At 71.7% G+C, this 18,275-nt stretch carries 18 protein-coding genes; 9 read left to right on the forward strand and 9 right to left on the reverse strand.

Going from position 1 to position 18,275, the window contains the following annotated elements; translation table 11 throughout:
• Nucleotides 1-78: 78 nt before the first annotated feature.
• Nucleotides 79-870: a hypothetical protein gene (locus tag ACYU7L_RS04990; RefSeq protein ID WP_460794172.1), complete on the reverse strand. Its 792-nt coding sequence runs from the start codon at nucleotides 868-870 to the stop codon at nucleotides 79-81.
• 157 nt (nucleotides 871-1,027) lie between these two features.
• Between ACYU7L_RS04990 and ACYU7L_RS04995 the strand changes: the two genes are divergently transcribed.
• The 3 genes from ACYU7L_RS04995 to ACYU7L_RS05005 all read left to right on the forward strand — a co-directional run bounded on the left by ACYU7L_RS04995 (nucleotide 1,028) and on the right by ACYU7L_RS05005 (nucleotide 6,100).
• On the forward strand, nucleotides 1,028-2,710 hold the full coding sequence (locus tag ACYU7L_RS04995) for an ABC1 kinase family protein (protein ID WP_460794173.1): 1,683 nt from the start codon (nucleotides 1,028-1,030) through the stop codon (nucleotides 2,708-2,710).
• Between the two features lie 56 nt (nucleotides 2,711-2,766).
• Nucleotides 2,767-4,341: a peptide chain release factor 3 gene (locus ACYU7L_RS05000; protein ID WP_460794174.1), complete on the forward strand. Its 1,575-nt coding sequence runs from the start codon at nucleotides 2,767-2,769 to the stop codon at nucleotides 4,339-4,341.
• Nucleotides 4,342-4,414: 73 nt separating this feature from the next.
• Nucleotides 4,415-6,100 carry a ribonuclease J gene (locus ACYU7L_RS05005; protein WP_460794175.1) on the forward strand — a complete coding sequence of 562 codons (1,686 nt, stop codon included), beginning with the start codon at nucleotides 4,415-4,417 and terminating at the stop codon, nucleotides 6,098-6,100.
• Between the two features lie 72 nt (nucleotides 6,101-6,172).
• On the opposite strand, the gene ACYU7L_RS05010 is transcribed toward ACYU7L_RS05005, so the two are convergent.
• Nucleotides 6,173-7,237, reverse strand: coding sequence for an NAD(P)-dependent alcohol dehydrogenase (locus tag ACYU7L_RS05010; protein WP_460794176.1), 1,065 nt, complete (start codon nucleotides 7,235-7,237; stop codon nucleotides 6,173-6,175).
• Between the two features lie 169 nt (nucleotides 7,238-7,406).
• Here ACYU7L_RS05010 and ACYU7L_RS05015 point away from each other — a divergent pair, with 169 nt between their 5' ends.
• Nucleotides 7,407-8,465 carry an LLM class flavin-dependent oxidoreductase gene (locus tag ACYU7L_RS05015; protein WP_460794177.1) on the forward strand — a complete coding sequence of 353 codons (1,059 nt, stop codon included), beginning with the start codon at nucleotides 7,407-7,409 and terminating at the stop codon, nucleotides 8,463-8,465.
• 148 nt (nucleotides 8,466-8,613) lie between these two features.
• Nucleotides 8,614-9,285, forward strand: coding sequence for a hypothetical protein (locus ACYU7L_RS05020; RefSeq protein WP_460794179.1), 672 nt, complete (start codon nucleotides 8,614-8,616; stop codon nucleotides 9,283-9,285).
• A gap of 36 nt (nucleotides 9,286-9,321) precedes the next feature.
• Here ACYU7L_RS05020 and ACYU7L_RS05025 read toward each other — a convergent pair whose 3' ends face one another.
• The 7 genes from ACYU7L_RS05025 to ACYU7L_RS05055 all read right to left on the reverse strand — a co-directional run bounded on the left by ACYU7L_RS05025 (nucleotide 9,322) and on the right by ACYU7L_RS05055 (nucleotide 14,389).
• Complete coding sequence (locus tag ACYU7L_RS05025) at nucleotides 9,322-9,990, reverse strand: hypothetical protein (RefSeq protein WP_460794180.1); 669 nt, start codon at nucleotides 9,988-9,990, stop codon at nucleotides 9,322-9,324.
• 96 nt (nucleotides 9,991-10,086) lie between these two features.
• Nucleotides 10,087-10,497: a hypothetical protein gene (locus ACYU7L_RS05030; RefSeq protein ID WP_460794181.1), complete on the reverse strand. Its 411-nt coding sequence runs from the start codon at nucleotides 10,495-10,497 to the stop codon at nucleotides 10,087-10,089.
• A complete protein-coding gene (locus ACYU7L_RS05035; protein ID WP_460794182.1) occupies nucleotides 10,494-10,889 on the reverse strand; it encodes a hypothetical protein in 396 nt (131 codons plus the stop codon). The genes ACYU7L_RS05030 and ACYU7L_RS05035 overlap by 4 nt, the downstream gene beginning before the upstream one ends.
• Nucleotides 10,890-10,919: 30 nt before the next feature.
• Complete coding sequence (locus ACYU7L_RS05040) at nucleotides 10,920-12,386, reverse strand: YncE family protein (RefSeq protein WP_460794183.1); 1,467 nt, start codon at nucleotides 12,384-12,386, stop codon at nucleotides 10,920-10,922.
• A gap of 112 nt (nucleotides 12,387-12,498) precedes the next feature.
• Nucleotides 12,499-12,936, reverse strand: coding sequence for a nuclear transport factor 2 family protein (locus ACYU7L_RS05045; RefSeq protein ID WP_460794185.1), 438 nt, complete (start codon nucleotides 12,934-12,936; stop codon nucleotides 12,499-12,501).
• Nucleotides 12,933-13,520 (reverse strand): SgcJ/EcaC family oxidoreductase, encoded by a 588-nt coding sequence (locus ACYU7L_RS05050; RefSeq protein WP_460794187.1) that lies wholly within the window; start codon nucleotides 13,518-13,520, stop codon nucleotides 12,933-12,935. Before ACYU7L_RS05050 ends, ACYU7L_RS05045 begins: the two co-directional genes overlap by 4 nt.
• Nucleotides 13,517-14,389, reverse strand: coding sequence for an LLM class F420-dependent oxidoreductase (locus ACYU7L_RS05055; protein WP_460794188.1), 873 nt, complete (start codon nucleotides 14,387-14,389; stop codon nucleotides 13,517-13,519). The genes ACYU7L_RS05050 and ACYU7L_RS05055 overlap by 4 nt, the downstream gene beginning before the upstream one ends.
• Nucleotides 14,390-14,582: 193 nt before the next feature.
• On the opposite strand from ACYU7L_RS05055, the gene ACYU7L_RS05060 reads away from it, so the two are divergent.
• The 4 genes from ACYU7L_RS05060 (at nucleotide 14,583) to ACYU7L_RS05075 (ending at nucleotide 18,208) form a co-directional block, all read left to right on the forward strand.
• Nucleotides 14,583-15,485: an IclR family transcriptional regulator gene (locus ACYU7L_RS05060; protein WP_460794189.1), complete on the forward strand. Its 903-nt coding sequence runs from the start codon at nucleotides 14,583-14,585 to the stop codon at nucleotides 15,483-15,485.
• Nucleotides 15,486-15,592: 107 nt separating this feature from the next.
• Nucleotides 15,593-16,072, forward strand: a complete 480-nt coding sequence (locus tag ACYU7L_RS05065; protein WP_460794190.1) for a flavodoxin family protein — start codon at nucleotides 15,593-15,595, stop codon at nucleotides 16,070-16,072.
• Nucleotides 16,073-16,290: 218 nt separating this feature from the next.
• Nucleotides 16,291-17,187, forward strand: coding sequence for an alpha/beta fold hydrolase (locus tag ACYU7L_RS05070; RefSeq protein ID WP_460794191.1), 897 nt, complete (start codon nucleotides 16,291-16,293; stop codon nucleotides 17,185-17,187).
• A gap of 4 nt (nucleotides 17,188-17,191) precedes the next feature.
• Nucleotides 17,192-18,208 carry a 2Fe-2S iron-sulfur cluster-binding protein gene (locus tag ACYU7L_RS05075; protein WP_460794192.1) on the forward strand — a complete coding sequence of 339 codons (1,017 nt, stop codon included), beginning with the start codon at nucleotides 17,192-17,194 and terminating at the stop codon, nucleotides 18,206-18,208.
• Nucleotides 18,209-18,275 lie beyond the last annotated feature (67 nt).

Consider the following 18,275-nt stretch of genomic DNA (forward strand, 5'->3'; position numbering starts at 1 on the left):
ATGCCTCCATCGCCCGAGTGCCCCTCAACGTAGCGACGTGCGGCGTGGTTGGGAACCACCAGGAGAAGCGTCAGGCAGTCATCGTGGGGTGGCGGCGAAGGAGGTCAGCCGGCTGTTCGCGAAGCTCGCGCGCACCGACCCGGCCTCGCCGTCGTGATCGATGAGCGCCCCGAAAGAGGTCGTGGAGGACGGCGAAGCCACCGCTGACGCGTCGAACCAGAGGGCTCGGACCGGCACCGGCGAGCCGGCCAGCGCGCCGGTCGAGCGGCCCAGGACGCTGCTGGGCAGCATCGGGACAGAGGCGCCGAACACGACCGTGCCGCGCCATTCGTCGTTCTCGAGCAGCTCGTCCAGCAGGCGGTACGCCGGGTCGGTCGCGGCCTTCGCGTGCACCTCGGCGATGAGGCGTTGCAGAGTCGAGGAGACAGCCGCGGCGTCGTCGTTGAACCCGCCGGGCGAGGTCCAGGTGGCGGGGCGCTGCACCAAGCCCGTGACTGTGCCCAAGCGCCGCTTGAGGATCACGATCGGCTCTGCGGCCCCGACGACGAAGCGCCAGGAGGCCGCGCTCACGTCGCCGGAAGCGGTGAGCGGGGAGCCCGACAGCACCGCGAAGGGTGCGTTGGCCTGCATCGCCTCGACGAGCCCGGACGCGTGAAGCACCAACCGGTGGGTCACGCCGTCGTCGCCCGTGGTCGACGCGACCGGGAGCCCCGGAGGTGCCGATCGCAGCGCGACGGGGCTGGGGCTCGCTGCGGAGGTCCGTGGGGAAGACGCGTCCTCGTCCCCGGCCGTGGCGAGGTGGTGTCCGGTGCCACCGGCGCCCGCCAGGACCACGCACGCCGCGTGCACCAGGAGCAGGCGACGTCTCACCGACGCAACCTAGCAGTGCGGCCTCCTCGCCGCGGTGGAACGGCGACCGAACTCCAGCTGTAACGCGGGGTTCTCCGCACTACCACAGCGGCAGAACGCTGAGGTAGATGGCGTAACTCCGCGTTACATGCGGGCGTGGGTGGGCACGGTGAGGTCCATGAGCACTCTCTCCTCGACCCTGCGGTACGGCGCGTTGGCGCGGCTGCTGATGCGCCATGGCCGCTCCGACCTGCTGTCCGGGGCGGGACTGGACGAGTACCGCGTCGACGACGCGGTGGTGGAGGGGGACGGCGACCAGGCGGAGCGCTTCGTGGCCGACCTCGAGGCGATGGGTCCGACGTACGTGAAGCTCGGGCAGCTGCTCTCGACGCGCTTCGACCTGCTGCCGCCGGCCTACACCGAGGCGCTCACCCGGCTGCAGGACACCGTGGAGCCGTTCGCGTTCGAGGAGGTGCGCGCGATCATCGAGGCGGAGTTCGGGGTCGGGCTGCGCCACCTCTTCGCCGACTTCGAGGAGCAGCCGCTGGCCGCCGCCTCGCTCGGCCAGGTGCACCGGGCCACCCTGCCGTCGGGCCGGGAGGTCGTGGTGAAGGTCCAGCGGCCGGGGGTGCGCGAGCTGGTGAGCGAGGACATGGGGGTCCTCACCAAGCTGGCCTCGCTGGCCGACTCCCGCACCCAGGTGGGTCGGCGCTACGGGTTCTCCCAGCTGCTGCGCCAGTTCCAGCGGGCGCTGGCCGACGAGCTCGACTATCGCCGCGAGGCGCGCAACCTGATCCGGATCGCGGAGCTGACGGCCGACTACGACCTGCTCGTCGTGCCCAAGCCGGTGCTCGACCACTCCACCTCGCGGGTGCTGACGATGTCGCGCATCGAGGGCTCGAAGATCACCGACGTGGGCCCCCTGGGCCTGCTCGACTACGACACCACCGACATCGCCGACCAGCTCTTCGGCGCCTACCTGCGGATGATCCTCGACGAGGGCTTCCTGCACGCTGACCCGCACCCCGGCAACCTGATGCTCACCGACGACGGCCGCCTCGCGCTGCTCGACCTCGGCATGGTCGCCACGGTGCCGCCGCGGCTGCAGGAGCGGGTCGTGAAGATGCTGCTCGCGATCAGCGACGGGAACGGCGAGGAGGTGGCGCTGATCCTCGCCGAGATGGGACACCCACTGGAGGGCTGGGACGCGGCGGCCTTCCGCGACGACGTCGCCCACCTCGTCTCGCGGGCGATGTCGGCCGGAGCCGACCTCCAGCTCGGGACCGTGGTGATGGAGCTGAGCCGGCTCTCGGGCACGCACGGCCTGCGCCCTCCCGCCGAGATGTCGATGATCGGCAAGACCCTGCTCAACCTCGACCAATCGACGATGCACCTCGACCCGTCGTTCAACCCCACCGAGGTCGTCCGCTCCCACGTCAGCGGCGTGCTCGCCAGTGGGCTCAAGTCCTCCGCCGGGGGGATCCTGGCGGCGGCGCTCGAGGCCAAGGAGTTCACCACCCAGATGCCGCGGCGGGCCAACCGAATCCTCGACACCCTCGCCGACGGCGAGTTCCTGGTGCGCGTCGACGCCATCGACGAGGAGCGGCTGCTGACGGTGCTGCAGAAGATCGCGAACCGGCTGGTGCTCGGCATCGTGATCGCCGCGACGGTGCTGGGAGCGGCCCTGCTGATGCGGGTGCCCAGTGACAACAAGGTCTTCGGCTACCCCGCCATCGCGATGGTCTGCTTCCTGCTGGCGGTGCTCGGCGGGGTCGCCCTGTCGGTCTGGATCGTCATCAGCGACCGCCGGATCGCCCGCAATGCGCGCGAGGCACGCAGCGGCAGTCGCCAGCAGCGCTGAGGGCCGCGGGGGCGCGATTCCGGGGCAGGGGCTCCACGACAGTAGAGTCGGGGGTGATGTCAGCTCACACGGACGACCGTCCGCGCCGCACGTTCGCCGTGATCAGCCACCCGGACGCGGGCAAGTCGACCCTCACCGAGGCTCTTGCCCTGCACGCCGAGGTCATCTCGCAGGCCGGCGCGGTGCACGGCAAGGCCGGTCGGCGCGCCACCGTGTCGGACTGGATGGAGATGGAGAAGGCCCGCGGCATCTCCATCAGCTCCGCGGCGCTGCAGTTCAACTACGCCGACCACGTCGTCAACCTCGTCGACACACCCGGCCACGCCGACTTCTCCGAGGACACCTACCGGGTGCTCTCCGCCGTTGACTGCGCGGTGATGCTGGTCGACGCCGCCAAGGGCCTCGAGCCGCAGACGCTCAAGCTCTTCCAGGTCTGCGCGCACCGCGGCATCCCGGTGATCACGATCATCAACAAGTGGGACCGCCCGGGTCTCGACCCGCTCGCGCTGATGGACAGCATCGAGCAGCAGATCAAGATCCGCCCGACCCCGCTGACCTGGCCGGTCGGCATCGCCGGCGACTTCCGCGGCGTCCTGGAGCGTCGTACGGGCCAGTTCATCCACTACACGCGTACGGCGGGTGGGGCCACCCGCGCGCCCGAGCAGCACATGAGCGCCGAGGCGGCCGCCGGGACGCAGGGCGACGCGTGGGAGACGGCGGTCGAGGAGCACGAGCTGCTCGCCGCCGACGGCGCCGACCACGACCAGGAGCGCTTCCTGGCCGGGGAGACCACGCCGGTGCTCTTCGCCTCCGCGCTGTCGAACTTCGGTGTCGCCCAGCTGCTCGAGGTGCTCATCGAGCTTGCGCCCCCGCCGTCCGCCACTCCCGCGGTCACCGGGGAGGAGCGCGGCGTCGAGGACGACTTCAGCGCCTACGTCTTCAAGGTGCAGTCCGGCATGGACACCTCGCACCGCGACCGGCTCGCCTACGCCCGGGTCTGCTCGGGCACCTTCGAGCGCGGCATGGTCGTCACCCACGCCCAGTCGGGCCGTCCGTTCGCCACGAAGTACGCCCAGGCGGTCTTCGGGCGCGAGCGCCACTCCGTCGACCTGGCCCGGCCCGGCGACATCATCGGCCTGGTCAACGCCTCGACGCTGCGGGTCGGCGACACGATCTTCGACGGCCAGCCGGTGCAGTACCCGCCGATCGCGAGCTTCGCGCCCGAGCACTTCGCCTCGGTGCGCGCCATGGACTCGGGTCGCTACAAGCAGTTCCGCCGCGGCATCGAGCAGCTCGACCAGGAGGGCGTGGTCCAGGTGCTCCGCTCGGACCTGCGCGGCGACCAGAGCCCGGTCCTCGCTGCCGTCGGCCCGATGCAGTTCGAGGTCGCCGAGGCGCGGATGGAGGCCGAGTTCAAGGCCCCGATCCGGCTCGAGCGCCTCGGCTACCAGGTCGCCCGGGTCACCGACGCCGAGGGCGCCGAGATCCTCTCCTCCGTGCGCGGCATCGAGATCATGGCCCGCTCGGACGGAGCGCTGCTCGTGCTCTTCCCCGACAAGTGGCGCGCCCGCACCATCGCGCGCGAGAACCCCGACGTCCTGCTCGACCAGCTGCCTGCCAGCAGCACCTGACTCTTCGCCGGCCACGCGGCGTACCTCTCGTGGCACCTCGACAACCCGACACTGACAAGAAGGCGGTACGCCTGTGAGCCACCCCCACCCCGAGCTGCAGAGCCCACCCAAGCTGGCCCGCAACGGCCTGCGCATCATCGGCCTGGGCGGCCTCGGCGAGATCGGTCGCAACATGACCGTGTTTGAGCACGACGGCAAGCTGCTGATCGTCGACTGCGGCGTGCTCTTCCCCGAGGAGGAGCACCCCGGCGTCGACGTGATCCTGCCCGACTTCACCTCGATCCGAGACCGCCTCGACGACATCGTCGGCCTGGTGCTGACGCACGGTCACGAGGACCACATCGGCGGCGTCCCCTACCTGCTGCGTGAGCGCGCGGACATCCCGGTGATCGCGTCGCGGCTGACGCTGGCGCTGATCAAGGAGAAGCTCAAGGAGCACCGGATCCGCCCGGAGGTCCGCGAGGTCAAGGAGGGCGACCGCCTCGACCTGGGCGCCTTCGACTGCGAGTTCCTCGCCGTCAACCACTCGATCCCCGACGGTCTCGCCGTCGCCATCCGCACCGCCGCCGGCACCGTGCTGCACACCGGCGACTTCAAGATGGACCAGTTCCCCCTCGACAAGCGGATCACCGACCTGCGCGGCTTCGCGCGGCTCGGCGAGGAGGGCGTCGACCTCTTCATGACCGACTCGACCAACGCCGAGGTCCCCGGCTTCACGATGGCCGAGAAGGACCTCGCGCCGGCCATCGACCACGTCTTCCGCACCGCGCCGAAGCGGATCATCGTCTCCAGCTTCGCCAGCCACGTGCACCGCATCCAGCAGGTGCTGGACGCGGCGCACGCGCACGGCCGCAAGGTCGCGTTCGTGGGTCGCTCGATGGTGCGCAACATGGGCGTCGCCCAGGACCTCGGCTACCTCAAGGTGCCGCAGGGCCTGATCGTGCCCTTCGAGCAGCTCGAGAAGATGGCGCCCACCAAGACCGCGCTGATCTGCACCGGCTCCCAGGGCGAGCCGATGGCCGCGCTCGCCCGGATGGCCAACCGCGAGCACAAGATCCGCATCGCCGAGGGCGACACCATCCTGATGGCGAGCTCGGCCGTCCCCGGCAACGAGAACGCGATCTCCGGGCTCATCAACGGCCTCGGCCGCTGGGGCGCCAACGTCGTCCACAAGGGCAACGCCAAGGTGCACGTCTCGGGTCACGCCAGTGCGGGTGAGCTCGTCTACTGCTACAACATCGTGCAGCCCAAGAACGTGATGCCGATCCACGGCGAGTGGCGTCACCTCACGGCCAACGCCGCGCTCGCGGTCGCGACCGGCGTCCCCAAGGACCGTGTCGTCATCGCCGAGGACGGCGTGGTCGTCGACCTGGTCGACGGCAAGGCCAAGATCACCGGCAAGGTGCCCGCGGGCTACATCTACGTGGACGCCCAGACCGTCGGCGGCGTCACCGACGTCCACCTCAAGGACCGGCGCACGCTGGCCGAGGAGGGCGTGGTCACGGTCCTCGCGATCGTCGACGCCGACACCGGCAAGCTCGCCGACGAGGTCGACTTCCTGATCCGCGGCTTCATCCCCGACAAGACCGCGTTCAAGGACGCCACCCAGGTCGTCGAGAAGACGCTGGAGCGCGCGGCCGCCGAGGGCATCGGCGACGCCCACCGCCTGGAGCAGATGATCGCTCGGGACGTGGGCCGCTGGGCGCAGAAGAAGTTCCGTCGCAGCCCGCTCATCATCCCGATCGTCATCGACGCCTGAGCCGAGGCGTGTGACGCAGGACGGTACGACGCGAGCGCCGGGCGGTGACACCGCCCGGCGCTCGTCGGTTCCTCAGGCGCGATAGCTCCTGTTCGGAACCACCACCGCCCGGCCGTCGATCTCACCGCGCGCAAGGCGCTGGTAGGCCGTGATCGCCTCGTCGAGGGAGTACGTCGTGACCTCGGCGTGCATCAGGCCGCGGGCCGCGAGGTCCAGGACCTCCACGAGCTCCTGGCGGTTGCCCCAGTAGGTCGTCTGCACCGACACCTCGTAGGGCACCGAGAAGAACGAGACCGGCAGCGTCCCGCCGGCGATGCCGACGATGCTGAGGTCGCCCAGCTGGCGTGCCGAGGCCGCTCCCGCGGCGAGGGTCTCGTCGGAGCCCACGAAGTCGAGCACGACGTCCGCGCCGATCCCGTGGGTGTGCTCGCGGATCTCGGCGACCAGGTCGGGCCCGGGGGCCAGTGCGACGCCCGCACCCAGCGTCAGGGCCAGGTCTCGGGCCGACTCGCGGGTGTCGACCGCGATGACCCGTGAGCCGCAGGTCGCTCGCAGGACCTGGACGGCCAGGTGGCCCAGTCCGCCGACCCCGATGACGACGGCTGTCGCGGTGGGCGTCAGCTTCGCCGCGGAGCGTCGTACGGCGTGGTAGGGCGTGAGCCCGGCGTCGGTGAGGGGTGCCGCGTGGACGGGGTCGAGCCCGTCGGGCAGCGGGACGACGTGGCGGGCGGCGTGAACGAGGAGGTACTCCGCCATGCCACCGTCGAGTCCCAGACCCCCACCGCCGCCGGCAGCCGGGGCGTCCTGCGGCCGGTCGCAGTAGGTCTCGAAGCCCCGCCGGCAGTGCTCGCAGGTGCCGCACCCCCAGGCGCCGACGACGGCCACGGGCTGTCCCGGCTCGAGGCCGCGCACGCCGTCGCCGACCGCGTGGACCCAGCCGGCGTTCTCGTGACCGAGCGTGAACGGGGGGCTCCAGGGGAGCGCGCCGTCCTCGAAGTCGTGCATCAGGTGCAGGTCGGAGTGGCATGCGCCTGCTCCGCCCACCTGGACGACCACCTGACCCGGGCCGGGCTCGGGCCTCTCCTTGTCGAGCAGGACCGGTTCGCTCTTCCAGTCCGGCAGCACCAGTGCCTTCATGTCCGCTCCCTCGGACGTAGTGGCGTGGACGCGATCGCGTGGACGCTTCATCTGCCACTCTCGTCCTGGGGCCGGAGCGCCGCGAGGGGCATTGGTCCCGGCGATGGGGTCCGGGATTGGTGGCCCGTGCCAACCTTGGTTGAGAACGCAACTATCTAGAGGGAGTCTCATGGCCTACGAGCAGCTGGGAACGCCCCAGGAGCCCACCTTCGGGCTCGACACCTTCGGCGACATCGGCGTGGACGCCGAGGGCCGCCCGCTCAGCGCGGCCCAGGCGATCCGCGAGGTGGTGGCCGAGGGGGTGCAGGCCGACCGCGTCGGGGTCGACTACCTCGGGCTGGGCGAGCACCACCGCGAGGACTACGCGATCTCGGCACCCGACGTGGTGCTGACCGCGATCGCCGCGCAGACGTCGCGGATCCGGCTCGGCAGCGGCGTCACCGTGCTCAGCTCGGACGACCCGATCCGGGTCTACCAGCGCTTCGCCACGCTCGACGCCATCTCCCACGGGCGCGCCGAGGTGCAGCTGGGGCGCGGCTCCTTCACCGAGTCGTTCCCGCTGTTCGGCTACTCCCTGGAGGACTACGAGGTCCTCTTCCACGAGAAGCTCGACCTCTTCGCCGCTCTGCGGGCCGAGGAGCCGGTGACCTGGCAGGGCAGCGTCCGTGCGCCGCTCGAGGGACTGCAGGTGCACCCGCGCACGGAGGGCGGCTCGCTGCCGGCCTGGATCGCGGTCGGCGGGACCCCGCAGTCGGTCGTGCGCGCCGCGGCGTACCGGATGCCGCTGGTGCTCGCCGTCATCGGCGGCTCGCCGGCCGGGTTCGTGCAGTTCGCGGACCTCTACCGCCGCGCGCTCACCGAGTACGGCCACGACGAGCTGCCGATCGGCATGCACAGCCCCGGCCACATCGCGGCGACCGACGCCGAGGCCCGCGAGCAGATGTATCCCCACCAGGCCGCCGCCTTCACCCGGATCGGGCGCGAGCGCGGCTGGGGTCCCTACACGCCGCAGCAGTTCGAGGCCGGCGCGTCGCCCGAGGGGGCGCTGTTCGTCGGCTCGCCCGACACCGTCGCGACGAAGATCGCCTGGGCCGTGCGGACGCTGGGCCTGTCCCGCTTCCAGCTGAAGTACGCCGTCGGCGCGCTGCCCCACGAGCAGCGGATGGAGTCGATCCGGCTCTACGGCGAAGAGGTCATCCCGAGGGTGCGCGAGCTGCTGGCGTCGTAGAGCCCCGTCGCCCCCCGCCCACATGTAACGCGGGGTTATCGCGCCTACCACAGCGCTATACCGCTGTGGTGGGCGTCGTAACCCCGCGTTACATGTGGCTCGGCGAACCCTCCTCGTGACGCCCCTGCCCCGGGTCTAGGGTCGGGCCATGACTCTCGGGGGAGCCTCCGCCAAGCGGACGGGCGCTGGGCTCGCCCTGTTCGGCGCCGGCCTGCTCGCGCTTGTCGCCGGCCGCTTCGTCGGCATCGGCGAGAAGGCCCAGAACGACAGCGACCAGGAGGTGCTCCCGCTCGCGGTGCTGGCCGCGGTCTTGGCGATCGCCAGCGTGGTGGTCGCGCTCCGTGAGCGTGGGGCTCGCCGGGCGTTGGGGGTGGCCTCTGCCGCCCTGCTCGTGGTCCTGGTCGTGCTGGGGCTGTGGGGCGGCGGCTTCCGGTTCGTCTGGGCCGGCGGGGAGGGCGAGCTGTTCTACTTCGAGCTGGTCCTGGGACTGGCTGCGCTGTTCCTGCTGACGCCGCGCTTCTGGGCGTCGGGGGACGCAGGAGGCCACGGGGCGGGCGCAGCACGGCGGCTGACCGCATGGGCCCGGGTGTCGCTCCATGCCCTCGCGCTCGTCGTCCTCGTGCTGACGGCCTTCACGGCGGGGGCCGAGCACTTCAGTGACACGCACTGCTCCGGCCCGGACTTCGACGGCGAGTGCGATGTCGCCGCCCTCGAGGGGCTGCTGTGGGTCGCGGTCGCTACGGTCCTCTTCGCCGTCGTGGTCACGGTCGTGGAGGTGAGACTGGCGAGGCGCCGGCCGCAGGAGCATCAGCTCTCGTGAGCGGCGCCCAGCCCTGGGTTGCGGGTCGGGCGCCGCTCAGCCCTGGGGTACGGCGAGCGGCCGGGTCTCGTCGATGACGTCGCCGCCGGCGGTCTCGGTGGTGACCGCCACGACCCAGTCGCCGGCGTCCGTGCCGAAGCAGGCCTGCGGGACGCGGAGCAGCGCCTGACCGTTGCGGCCGGACGACAGCGTGACCTTCAGGCGCTGGCAGGTCACGGCCACCGGGGCGGAGCCGTCGGCGGGGACCAGCTCGAGGACTCCGCTGGTCTTGCCGCGGGCCACGCGCGTGGCCTTGGCCTTGCCCTTCCCCCGGCCCTTGCCGGCGCCGGGACCCTTGGTCTTCGCGGGCGCGCTCACCGTGCGCACGACGTACGTCGCGGCGGCGCCGGCCTCGACCGGGACCTCGACGTCGGGGACCTCGAGGTCGGGGACCTCGGTCGTCGGCTCCTCGACGGGGACCTCGGGCTGCCCGGCCGGGGTGAGCGTGGCGACCAGGTGGGTGCGCCCGGCGGCGGGCTTGCTCAGCTTGACCTTGATCGTGAGGTGCTTGACGGAGTTCTGCACGACGACACGGGTGATGTCGGCGACGGGGGCAGCGTCACGGCTGCGGTCCTTGGCGGCCTTGGTGCCGGCCACGGCGGCCCCTCCCGAGAGGACGAGGGCGGCGGTGGTGGTCGCGGCGAACGCGACGGTGATGCGAGACATGGTGGGTCCTCCCCAGACGTTCCCCCGTCCGGACGATGCTCGAAAAGCGTAGGAGTTCCGACGCGGCGAAAGTAAAGGAACGGGGAGTTCAGACGCTCAGCGGTGACGCAGCAGCCAGCCCAGGCCGAGGGCGGGCAGCACCAGCGGCACGAAGCCGTAGCCGGCGCCGAAGTCCGACCACACGGTCTGGTCCGGGAACCACGCCGGCACGAGCAGGCTGACGGCGCCCACGACGAGCACACCGGCCAGCTCGATGCTGCACGCGGCCACGGCGACCGCCCAGGCGCGGGCGCCGCGGTAGCGCAGCGCGACCGTCGCGACGAGGTAGACCACCGCGGCCAGCGCTGAGAGCAGGTAGGCGACCGGGGCGTCGTCGAAGCGGGTCGCGATCTGGACCCCGGAGCGCGCGCCCGCCGCGACGGCGAAGACGGCGTAGACGGCCACGAGCAGCTGACCCGCTGGAGCACTCACCCGGTCGCGGCGACGCGGAGGGCGCTCCTCGCTCACCACGTCTGCTGCAGCCGGACGATCAGCACGATCGTCGCGACGCAGGCCACCACGAGAACGGCGAGGTGCGGCGGCTCCGGCTCGACGGGCTCGATCTCCTCGCCCGTCTCCGGATCGACGTCGTCACCGGGGGCCACCGGCCGCTTCAGCAGCAGCACCGGCACCCCGATCGAGGCGACGGCATAGCCGATGTGGGTCCACCGGTCATCGGGCTCGTGGCCCTGCAGCAGCGTGATCGCGTCGTACAGCACGAGCGCCCCCACAGCCACCAGTCCACCGGTCATCGCGAGCCGCGCGGGCCGCTCCAGCGCGGGGCGGGCGAGGGCGACGCCGGCGAGGATCGCGACCACGGCGAGATAGACGGCGACGGCGATGGTCGGGGCGGGATGCACGGAGGGAAAGGCTACCGAGTCCCGCCAGACTCACTGGCGCCAGGATCGGATCACGCGCTGCGGGACGACCCCGTGCCGGATCCGCTGCGGGTGGTCGCCGACGTCGAGGTAGGCGATCTCCTTCTTGGTCTCGAAGTCGAGCACCGCGACCGCGTCGGACTCGCTGAGCGAGATCCAGCAGGTGTCGTCGAGCCCCTCGGTCGTCCAGTAGGGCTTGCCGTAGCTGTGCCCGGTCGTGCGCTCGTCGAAGATCGTGCGCCGCGTCGTACGACGGTCGACCAGCGCCGCGTAGTCGTCCATCGTGCCGGCGACGCACAGGGTCTTCCCGGCGCCGTCGATCGACAGCCCGTGGTGGGCGGAGTCGTTGACGTACTGCTCGCGCGGCATGTCCGGCACCCGGTTGGGCAGCGGGATGACCCGCTTGACCGCCCCCCGACGCGGCTCCTTGACGCCCTCGAGCGTGTAGTCGACGGCGCCGTTGAGGTCGGGGGCGCGGGTGTCGAACTCGATCAGCCCGTGGAAGTAGGACACCTGGAGATAGACGAAGCGCTCACCGGGCGCGATGGCCATCGGCCGCACGGCGGGGCTCATCCCGGGGTAGCCGGCCTCCGCCAGCTCCTTGCCCATGTCCCAGCGCCGGGTCACCTTGAAGTCGGAGTTGCGCACGATCTGGAACCAGCGGTCGCCCTTGATCGCGTCGTGCACCGGCCCGATCTTGACCGGCCCGATCTCCGGGTAGTCGCCGGGCAGGTAGACCCGCCCGATCGAGGCGTGGAAGACGCGCTTGCCGTCGGGGGTGTAGTTCGACTCGTGCGGCGTCTCACCGGAGGCGAACGTGCGCAGCCGGTCGCCCATCTTGACCACGCGACCGCCAGGCAGCGTCTCGTCGACCATCGAGAACTCGATCACCTGGCGCGACGTGGAGTCGGAGACCAGCAGCCGCCGGCCGTCGGGCGAGACCCCCATGTGGTCGGTGCGATAGCCGTCCATCGGCTGCTCGCGCACGATCGAGTCCGCCCGCCCGGCCGTGGCCTTCGCGATGTCGATCCAGACGACGTCGGCGAAGCTGGGGCGCGAGACCGCGAGGTACCTCCCGTCGCGGGTGGTGAACATGTCGTCGACGTACTGGTCGTGGCCCTCGCCCGGCCCGAACTTGATCAGGTAGTAGTAGGCGAGCTTGTCGGGCGCGCTGTGTCGCTCGGCGAGCTCCGCGGTCTTGTCCGGGATCAGGTCGACGCCGCGCTTGAGGACCTTGCGGGTCCGGGCGTCGACGATGCTGGCCGTGCCCGCCCAGTTGTTGCCCACGAACATCACGTCGCGCAGCCGGCCGGGCCGGTCGCGGCGAGCGGAGGGGGCCGTCTCGGTCGTCTGCTCCGGCGCGGCCACGGTGGTCACCTCGGCCAGCCCGCTCGGGACGCCGGCCACGGGGACGAGCGCGGCGGTCGTGGCCAGGGGGAGAGCGGCCAGGGCGAGTACGGCGAGCGGACGGTAGCGCACGGAAGCGGGCTCCTCGAGACGACGGTGGGGGTACGACGGGGTGGGCCCCGCCGTGTCCAACGGCGAAGCCGGCCCGGCGTTATCCCCTTCGCACGACGAGTGTCACCGCGTGTTACGCGTCCGCGGGGCGCAGCACCGCGAAGTCCCCGAGCATGATCTGCATGTCGAAGACCCGCCGCGTCAGCCGCCACCTCCCGTCCATGCGCACCCAGCGGTCGTCGTAGTCGCCCATGCACTCGAAGAACGACCCGGTCATCGGCCCCGCGCCGACGTGGTGCACCCGGCCGTAGCTCAGCGAGCGGGCGGTGTCCCCGTCGACGCTGACGCGGTGGTTGCCCAGCAGGTGCTGCGTGGGCCCGACGCCGCCGATGTGGGCCTGCATGGTGGCGAGGATGTTCGCGCGTCCACGGGCGCCGTACGCGACGGCGTCGTCGGTGACGATCGAGCCGATCAGCGCCCAGTCGCGCTGGTCCGTGGCCCAGGCGAGCGTGGCCAGCTGCTCGAGGATCGCGTCGCGGTCGGAGAGCCGGGGCTCCTGGGGGCCGATCACTGGAAGCCCCGGCGCGGCATCCGCGGGGTGGATGGGAAGTCCTTCAGCGCGTCGGCGGCCGACTCGCCGGCGGCGCCGGCCGCCAGCAGGATCGGCGACTCGGCGCGGCCGTCGAGGATCCGGTTGGTGCGGACCTCGACCCGCCAGCCCTGCTCGGTGCGGACCAGCTCCCAGTGGTTGGCGGTGACCCGGCGGACCTCGAAGCGCCCGTCGGTGCGCACGACCATCAGCGAGTGGCACACCGCGACGGCGCGGTCCCCGGTGACCGTCACGTGCGGCGGGCTGACCACGTGGGCGCAGCCGCCGGTGATCCAGCCCTGGTGGCCCGTGGAGCGGACCATCGCCTCGAGCTGCTCACGGCCGGCGAGGTAGACCTCGTCGACGTCATAGACGCCGTCCTCGGTCCACAGGTCCGCGATCGCCTCGGCGCTGCCGGCGTCGACCAGCGGCCCGTAGGCGGAGATCAGGTGGGCGATCGCCCGCTCGTCCTCGAGGTCGCCCAGGCGTGACTCGAGACCGACCAGGCGCGACTCCAGGGCGGCGAGGCGCTCCTCGACGGTGGAAGACGGGTCGGGCGCGCTCATGCCGCACCTCCGGCGGGGGCGAGGCCGGCCAGCCCGGCCAGCGCCTCGAGCTGCTCGAGGTAGTGGGCGTGCGACTCGGCGTGCACCGAGGCGCTCACCAGCGTCGCGCCGGCGTCGACGACGCGCTGCAGCCGGGCGAGCGTGCCCTCCGGGTCGCCGAGCGGGTCGGCGGCCCGGCCTCCGGGGAGCACGACCTCGAACCCGTCGGGGAGCTCGGCCGCGTCGAGCATCTCGCGCAGCCTCTCGAGCGGGAGACCGAACGGCACCCACCCGTCGCCGTACGTCGTGGCGCGGCGCAGCGAGCGCGCCGTACGACCGCCGACCCACAGGGGGACCCGATCCTGGACGGCGTGCGGCTCGACGACGAGACCGCTGAAGTCGTAGTGGGTGCCGTGGTGCTCGGGCAGGCGCTGCGACAGCGACGCGCGCAGGGCTGCCATCGCGTCGTCGGCGCGGGCGCCGCGGCCCTCGAAGTCGGCGCCGAGGAGCGCGAACTCCTCCTCGAGCGAGCCGACGCCCAGGCCCAGCACGAGGCGGCCCCCGGTGATCCGGTCGAGCGTGCCGTAGCGCTTCGCGATCTCCAGGGGGTGGTGGTAGCCGAGGACGAGCACCTGGGTGGCCAGCCGGATCCGCGAGGTGCGGGCGGCGAGGTAGCCGAAGGTGGCCAACGGGTCCCAGTAGGTCCCGCCGCGCTGCTCCGCGATCTCAGTGGGTACGGCGACGTGCTCGCTGCAGGTGAGGTGGTCGAAGCCGAGCCGGTCGGCGGCCTCGGCGACGACGGCGAGCTCTTCGATGTCGGCCGTGCGTTCCCACGCCGCGTGGGCGCCGGGAACGGCGGTGACGACGGGGCTGACGATGCCCAGGCGCATGGCACTCCTGTGGGGTGGGGGGATGGCGGCATCCAAGCCCACGGTCGTCGGACTCCGAGCGGGTCTCCCGGTCACCGGGAAAAATCAGGTCGGAATGGCTTCCGTCACACCGAGTCCGGTGCTACCTTCCGGATGGAGAGAGAATTCATTTCAGTTTTCGGGGAGACTGGAAGCAGCCTGGGGAGGAAGTCACATGGTCGCCACTGCTGTGGAAGCCGCCGGGGAGCGTCAGCTGCCGCCGTCGATGGTGGAGCGGATGACGCTCATCCTCGACACCTTCGAGGGCCGGTCGTCCCGGCTCACGCTGGAGGAGGTGGCCCGGCGCACGCACCTCCCGCGCTCGACCGCCCACCGCATCCTCGACCAGCTGGTGCGCCTGCAGTGGCTGGAGCACTCGAGCTTCGGCTACGCACTCGGCCGACGCTCGCTCGAGCTCGGGGGCGGCGACCACGGCCACGCCGACATCCGGGCCGCAGCGGCCCCCCTGCTGCACGAGCTGCTGATGAAGACAGGTGCGGTCGTCCACCTCGCCGTGCTCGACGGCGCGCAGGTCTACTACCTCGACAAGGTCGGCGGCCGCTTCGCCGCCGCCGTGCCGTCGCGGGTCGGCGGCCGCGCCCCCCTGCACTGCACCGCGCTGGGCAAGGCGATGCTGGCCTGGATCGACGCGGAGGACGTCGACATGATGGTCGGCTCGCGGCTCAGCCCGCACACCGAGCAGAGCATCAGCGACCTCAACCGCCTGCACCGCGAGCTCACCAAGGTCCGCTCGCGCAGCGGACTGGCCTTCGAGCGCGGCGAGTGCTTCCCCGACATCGCCTGTGCGGCAGCGGCCGTGCGTGGCCCCGACGGTCCGCTGGCCGCGATCTCCCTCGTCGGCGACGCGGACACCCAGCTCGAGCGGGTCGCGCCCCTCGTCGTCGACGCCGCCCGACAGATCTCGATGGAGCTCTTCCCCGGCATCGACCGCACCCCCGGCAACCGCCGCCGCCCCACGGGGCGGCCCGCAGGTGAGCGGCGTGTGGACGACCGGGCCGACTGGTCGCCGGAAAAGCTCAGCCACCTGATGACCGTGCAGGCTGGCGACCTCTTCTGATCCTCGGTCGGTGACCTCCGGCACTGGCCGGTGGTCCACGATCGCGCGAACCTGATGGGTGGACCACTGACCCGTCGAGCCCTCGGCCGAGGGCAAGGGAGCGCATCATGAAGATCGAATACCTGCACGCCTCCAAGTTCGGCAACGGCGAGCTGGTCGCCGCGGAGTTCACGTCGCAGATGGGTGCCAAGGGCGTCCAGGTCGACGTCCACCACATCAACGACATGGACCCTCGGCACCTGCCCGACGCCGACCTCTACCTGTTCAGCTCGCCGGGGCGCATCGGCAAGCCCAAGGGCAACATGCGCCGCTTCCTCAAGAAGCTCGACCTACCGGCGGGCACGAAGTACGCCCTGCTCATCACCGAGGCGATGGCCAAGCCGGACAAGAAGACCGGCGTCGTCCCCACGGATGAGGAGATGGCCCGCTGGCGCCAGGTCATCCCGCTGATGAACGAGACCCTGCAGGGCGATGGCCTCCTCGAGGTCGCCGAGGGCACGGTCCACGTCGTCGACATCAAGGGCCCGCTCGAGGACGGCTGGGAGAAGAAGGTCGAGGAGTTCGTCGCGCGGATCCCCGTCGGCTGAGCGGCGGCCGCGGCGCGTCGTACCCCTGAGACGGTCGGGACTGCTGCGGCTCCTGAGGTAGCGCGGGCTGTCAACCACTGATGTTGTCGGGCGAAGTTTCGCCGGACATGTTCAGCGTTCCCCGGTCGACCGGGGAAACCGACACCCCCCAAGCGCCCACACTCCCGGTCATCGGGACGCCCCGGCGGCGCGGCGGGAAGCGTTCCTACGGTGGTGCGGTGAGTGAACCGACGACCCTGGACCTGAGCCACGACGGCACCTTGCGCGAGCTGCCCACCGATCGGGGCACCCTGCGCTACCACGACGTCGGCGACCCGGAGGCGCCTGTGCTCCTCCTGCTGCACGGGTCCGGCCCGGGGGTCACCGGGTGGCGCAACTTCTCGGCCAACCTGCCGGCGCTGACGCAGTCGTTCCGCTGCCTGATCCTGGAGTTCCCCGGGTTCGGCGTCAGCGACCCCACCGACCAGCACCCGATGATGGCGGCGCTGCCGGCGGTCGGCACGTTCCTCGACGCGCTCGGGCTCGACCGGGTCGACGTGATCGGCAACTCGATGGGCGGCATCGTCGCGACCCGGTTCGCGATCGCCCAGCCCGAGCGGGTACGTCGCCTGGTCACCGTCGGCGGGATGGGCCGCAACATCTTCAGCCCCTCGCCCGGCGAGGGCATCAAGCTGCTGATGGAGTTCACCGAGGCGCCCTCGCGCGAGCGGCTCGTGGAGTGGCTGCACTCGATGGTCTACGACAAGCGCATCGTCACCGAGCAGATGATCGAGGAGCGCTGGGCGCAGGCCACCGACCCGGCCACGCTCGCCAGCGCGCGGCAGATGTACGGCCGCCAGATCGTCGAGATGATGAGCCGCCCCGACCGCTCGCCGGAGGCGCCGTACTGGGCGATGCTGCACCAGATCAAGGCCCGCACCCTGATCACCTGGGGCCGCGACGACCGGGTCAGCCCGGTCGACATGATGCTGGTCCCGATGCGCACGATCCGCGACGTCGAGGTGCACATCTTCCCCAACTGCGGCCACTGGGCGATGATCGAGCAGAAGGACGCCTGGGAGGCCACGGTGACGGCGTTCCTGACCCGCCCCGACCCGACCCCGACACAGGGCTGAGGCAGTGCCCACCGTCCGCGTGGTGGAGGTGGTCCGCGAGACCGCCGACGCCCACTCCCTGGTCCTCGAGCCCACCGGGGACTCGTCGTTCGACTACCGCCCCGGGCAGTTCCTCACGCTGCGCATCCCCAGCGAGCGCCCCGGCGGCGCCGCGCGCTGCTACTCGCTGAGCTCCGCACCCGGCCTCGACGAGCGGCTCAAGGTCACCGTCAAGCGCACCCGCGACGGCTACGCGTCCAACTGGATCTGCGACCACGTGGCGGAGGGGCACGAGATCGAGGTGCTGCGCCCCAGCGGCACCTTCGTGCCGACCGACCTCGACGAGGACCTGCTGCTCGTCGCCGGCGGCAGTGGCATCACCCCTGTGCTCTCGATCCTCAAGTCGGTGCTGCACTCCGGCACCGGCCGGGTCCACCTCGTCTACGGCAACCGCGACGAGGCGTCGGTGATCTTCGCCGCCGAGCTGCGCGAGCTCGCCCGGGAGTACGACGAGCGCTTCAGCGCCGTGCACTGGCTGGAGTCCGTGCAGGGCATCCCCACCCCGGCGGCCCTCGCGACGCTCCTCGCCGGGCACGAGTCCCGTCGCGCCTTCGTCTGCGGACCCGAGGCGTTCATGGACCTCGCCGAGCGGGTCCTCACCGGTCTCGGGGCCCCGCGCGATCGGATCCACACCGAGCGGTTCACCTCGCTCGAGGGCGACCCGTTCGCCGAGGTCGAGGTGCCCGTGGCGGCCGCCGGCGCGGCGACCAGCGAGGTCGAGGTGACCCTCGACGGGGCCACGTCGACCTATGCCTGGCCCGAGCAGGCCAAGCTCCTCGACGTGCTGCTCGCGGCCGGCGTCGAGGCGCCGTACTCGTGCCGCGAGGGCGCCTGCAGCGCGTGCGCCTGCGTGCTCACCGAGGGCGAGGTCGACCTCGAGCACAACGAGGTCCTCGACGCCGCCGACCTCGCCGACGGGCTGATCCTGGCCTGCCAGGCCCGCCCCCGCACCGAGCGGCTCCGGGTCAGCTTCGACGGCTGATCCACCCATCCCGTTCAGCGGGAGACCCCCGCCGAACCACCCCACGCGGTGACACCGTGAACGTGCG

It is taken from the genome of Nocardioides pacificus (assembly GCF_054775955.1).